Origin of the sequence: Leptolyngbya cf. ectocarpi LEGE 11479, assembly GCF_015207065.1 — a bacterium.
Lineage (GTDB): Bacteria > Cyanobacteriota > Cyanobacteriia > Phormidesmidales > Phormidesmidaceae > Leptothoe > Leptothoe ectocarpi.
On the sequence record NZ_JADEXP010000468.1, the window covers coordinates 1 to 4,080 of the forward strand.

Below are 4,080 nucleotides of genomic sequence, written 5' to 3' on the forward strand. Positions count from 1 at the left end.
GGCTGGTGGTGGTCGTGAGCGTGGGAGTTGCGATCGCATCCATCGCCAAACTCATCCACGACCAAAATCGTATCTATACTGTCCGCCTAGCCACAGGCAGTCCCACTGGCGAATACTATGCCTTTGGTCAGGCCATCGCCCAGGTCACCGAAACCAATGAGCCGAAAATTCGCGTGGACGTGCTCGAGTCCCCAGGATCCGCCCAAAACATGGACGATGTCCACACCCACACCGTCGATCTGGCCCTCGTCCAAAACGACACTCCAGTACAGCCCAACGTGCGCGCTATGGCCCAGCTCTATCCAGAGATGTTCCATCTAATTGCCAATAAAGAAGCTAACATCGACACCCTGGCAGCCTTAAAAGGCAAACGCATTGCTCTCATGCCCGAAGGAAGTGGCTCCTACAATCTCTTTTGGCCCCTGAGTCAACACTATGGTCTCACCAAAAATGATTTTCAATCTCGCCCGATGGATGTAGCTGAGGCTCATCAGGCTCTCCAATCGGGTCAGGTCGATGCCATATTTCGCATCATTGGTCTTGGCAATAGCAGCATAGGCGAGCTGTTAATCACTAACCAATTCAAGCTGGTGCCAATCGATCAAATTGGCGCCCTAAAACTGACCCAGCCTTACCTAGAGTCCACCGTCATTCCAAAGGGTAGCTACGATGGCAGTTCTCCCATCCCCCCGCAAGATTTACCCGTTGTTGCCGTTAGCGCCCTGTTAATTGCAAATGACCAGGTCCATCCCGACGTTGTCAAGGCAATTACGCGTATTCTCTACGAACACCGGAGCGAACTGATCCGCATCAATCCTCGCACGGCCAATATCCAATCGCCAGAGGCAAGTCAGAACCTTGGCTTTCCTCTACATGCCGGGGCTCAGGCTTACTATACCCAGGACAATCCTAGCTTTTTGGTCACCTATGCAGAACCCATTGGTCTACTGCTGTCTGTGGGAATTTTGCTCTGTTCTAGCCTGTGGCAAGGCCGTCAATGGCTGATTCGGAACCAAAAAGACCGCGCCGATCGCTATAATCTCGAAATTTTGGACCTGATCGAAAAAATAGAACAGGCCAAAAACTATGATGAACTGCAGAATTTACGTCAGCAGCTGCTTGAAATCCTGAGAAAAGTTGTTGTCGATCTCGATATCGACCGCATTTCTCCCGAATCATTTCAATCTTTCACTTTTCCTTGGGAAGTCGCCAATACGGCAATTCGTCATCAAGAAATTATTCTGAACAGTCGTGTGGATGACCCATCCAAGGGATAGCCCCTTTAGCCCCTTGACTTGCCGAATAGGTTTGACACTCATCGGATAACAATGGTTGCCACCAGTCACGATGGGTAATGTAAACCATTGGAATGCCAAGGTTCGTATTTCAACAATCAGCATTAAGCCTCAGCAGCTGTCAGTTCCTCAAGTTCATTTTTTACCATTGCTTCAACCAGCTTCTCAAAGGAATACTCAGGCTGCCACTGTATATCCTGTCTGATTTTTTCAATGGAGCCCGCTAATGTAACGGGCTCATCCGGTCTATAAAACGCTGGATCAACAGAAACATAATCTTGCCAGTTCAAACCTACATAGGAAAATGCGCAGTCCACTAGCTCCTTAACGGTATGAGTTTCGCCACTAGCAATAATGTAATCATCAGGCTTATTCTGCTGCAGCATCATCCACATAGCATTGACCACATCCTCAGCATGGCACCAGTCACGCCGGGCATCTAAGTTCCCAAGCTTTAATTCGTTCACCAGTCCCAGCTTAATTTTTACTGCCCCACGAGTAATTTTACGAAACACAAACTCTGCCCCCCGCCGAGGTGATTCATGAGTGTAAGTAATGCCGCAACAGGCATACAGATCGTATTTCTGACGATAATTAATCGTCATCCAGTGGGCATAAGCCTTAGCCACACCGTAGGGGTTCCGCGGACGAAATGCTGTCCGTTCCGTCTGCGGTGATTCATCCGGCTGGCCAAATACCTCACTGCTCGATGCCTGATAAAGTCGTGCATCCGGCTTACATCGACGAATCGCCTCTAACAATCTAGAAACACCAATAGCCGTATACTCAGCCGTCAGTGCAGGCTGAGTCCATGACAACGGTACATAGCTTTGAGATGCAAGATTATAAATCTCGTCCGGCTGCGCCTGATCAATCGCATCCATCAGCGAAAACTGATCAAGCAGATCCCCAGAAATAATATGGATTTTGTCTGCAAAATGGCTAATACGCCCAAAGCTACTGGAGCTGGAGCGGCGTACCATTCCATATACCTCATAGCCTTTGTCTAACAAGAGTTCTGAAAGGTAAGAGCCGTCTTGTCCAGTCAGCCCGGTTATCAGCGCTTTCTTTGCCACGTGCCTATCAAGCCGTAAGAATCGTGTGAATAACCATAGCAATATTTACAGTTTTTTCTTAATGTTTTTGCCAATTTGGGATAGGGTGATTACCGACTGACTATCAAGAAGGCAAGTAAGCTATGGAACAGCCAAAATGTGCTTTAATCACCGGCATTACAGGACAAGATGGGTCCTATTTGGCTGAGCTGCTATTAGAAAAAGGATACGAAGTTCATGGCATCATTCGCCGTGCGTCTACATTTAATACTGATCGGATTGATCATCTCTACACAGATCCCCACAAAGAAGATACACAGCTATTTTTACATTACGGTGACCTGAATGATGGCACCATGCTGCGGCGTGTTTTAGAGCAGGTAGAGCCAGCAGAGGTCTATAACCTAGGCGCACAGTCCCATGTCAGGGTAAGCTTCGATTCCCCAGAGTATACAGCAGACACGGTTGGCATGGGTACCCTGCGACTATTAGAGATTATTCGCGACTAACAGCAGCGTACAGGTAACGAAGTACGTTTCTACCAGGCTGGCTCTTCTGAAATGTTTGGCAAAGTGCAGGCAGTTCCTCAAACAGAAGACACTCCTTTCTATCCCCGTAGTCCCTACGCCTGTGCAAAAGTATTCGCCCACTGGCAAACCGTCAATTATCGAGAGTCCTACAGCTTATTTGCTTGCAATGGGATTCTGTTTAACCATGAATCTCCACGCCGTGGGGAAACATTTGTCACCCGAAAAATCACCCGAGCAGTCGCTCGCATTGTTGCAGGTACCCAGAAAAAGCTTTATATGGGTAATTTAGATGCCAAGCGCGACTGGGGTTATGCCAAAGATTACGTAAGGGCTATGTGGCTGATGCTCCAACAAGATCAGCCCGATGATTATGTAGTTGCAACCGGTGAAACTCACTCAGTTGAGGAGTTCCTAGAGAAAGCTTTTGGTCATGTAAATCTTCGCTGGCAGGATTATGTAGCCTTTGATGAGAAATATTTACGCCCTGCCGAAGTCGATCTGTTAATCGGTAGCCCTGAAAAGGCAAAGAAACAATTAGCCTGGGAACCAGCAGTAACCTTTGAACAATTAGTCAAACTAATGGTTAATTCTGACTTGAAGGCCATTGGCATTAATCCACAGCAAATAAATAGTCCTTCTTTATCAACTGAAGCTGCTGAGGCAACAATTTCATAGTTATAGCTTCGCGCCCATAGGTCACAACATAGGTCATTATCAAGAGCTTTAGATGGCAACAACTATGGCCAACACAATTTGCTAAATGAATTCAACAGATTGATATAGATTCAAAGAAACTCCTTCAGAACTTTCACAGTAGTTCGACCCGTTTTTTGCCAACTAAATTGTTTAGCTCGCTCTAAGCCTAACTGCTTTAACTTATGTCTTAACTGAAAATCATTTGCTAACATTTTCATAGCATTTGCTAATTGGTCCACATTACGTGGATCAATCGAGATAGCGGCATCACCCACAACCTCTGGCAAAGAAGAAATATTCGATGTAATCACCGGAGTCCCACAAGCCATAGCTTCCAGAGGAGGCAAACCAAATCCTTCCCAAAGAGTGGGAAAGACAAATGCGATGGCATTACTTATCAATTCTGGCAATTTTTTGTAGGGTACATAGCTCAGAAACTTGATCCTTTCCCCTAAACCCAGTTCTTGTACATATAAACGAAGTTTTGGGGTGTACCGCTTATCC

General features: G+C 46.6%; 3 protein-coding genes and 1 pseudogene. 2 read left to right on the top strand and 2 right to left on the bottom strand.

Going from position 1 to position 4,080, the window contains the following annotated elements; all coding sequences use genetic code 11:
- Positions 1-1,277, top strand: a 1,277-nt coding sequence (locus IQ260_RS28445) for a TAXI family TRAP transporter solute-binding subunit (protein ID WP_322745069.1), incomplete at its 5' end; no start/stop codon positions are given.
- Between the two features lie 122 nt (positions 1,278-1,399).
- Here the strand turns inward: IQ260_RS28445 and IQ260_RS28450 are convergent.
- The gene (locus IQ260_RS28450; protein WP_193996439.1) at positions 1,400-2,371 is read right to left on the bottom strand and encodes a GDP-mannose 4,6-dehydratase; all 972 of its coding nucleotides are present in this window, start codon (positions 2,369-2,371) and stop codon (positions 1,400-1,402) included.
- A gap of 122 nt (positions 2,372-2,493) precedes the next feature.
- On the opposite strand from IQ260_RS28450, the pseudogene gmd reads away from it, so the two are divergent.
- Positions 2,494-3,555 (top strand): annotated as a pseudogene (gmd, locus tag IQ260_RS28455) (GDP-mannose 4,6-dehydratase).
- A gap of 110 nt (positions 3,556-3,665) precedes the next feature.
- Here the strand turns inward: gmd and IQ260_RS28460 are convergent.
- A partial coding sequence (locus tag IQ260_RS28460) for a glycosyltransferase family 4 protein (RefSeq protein WP_193996440.1) occupies positions 3,666-4,080 on the bottom strand: 415 nt, incomplete at its 5' end.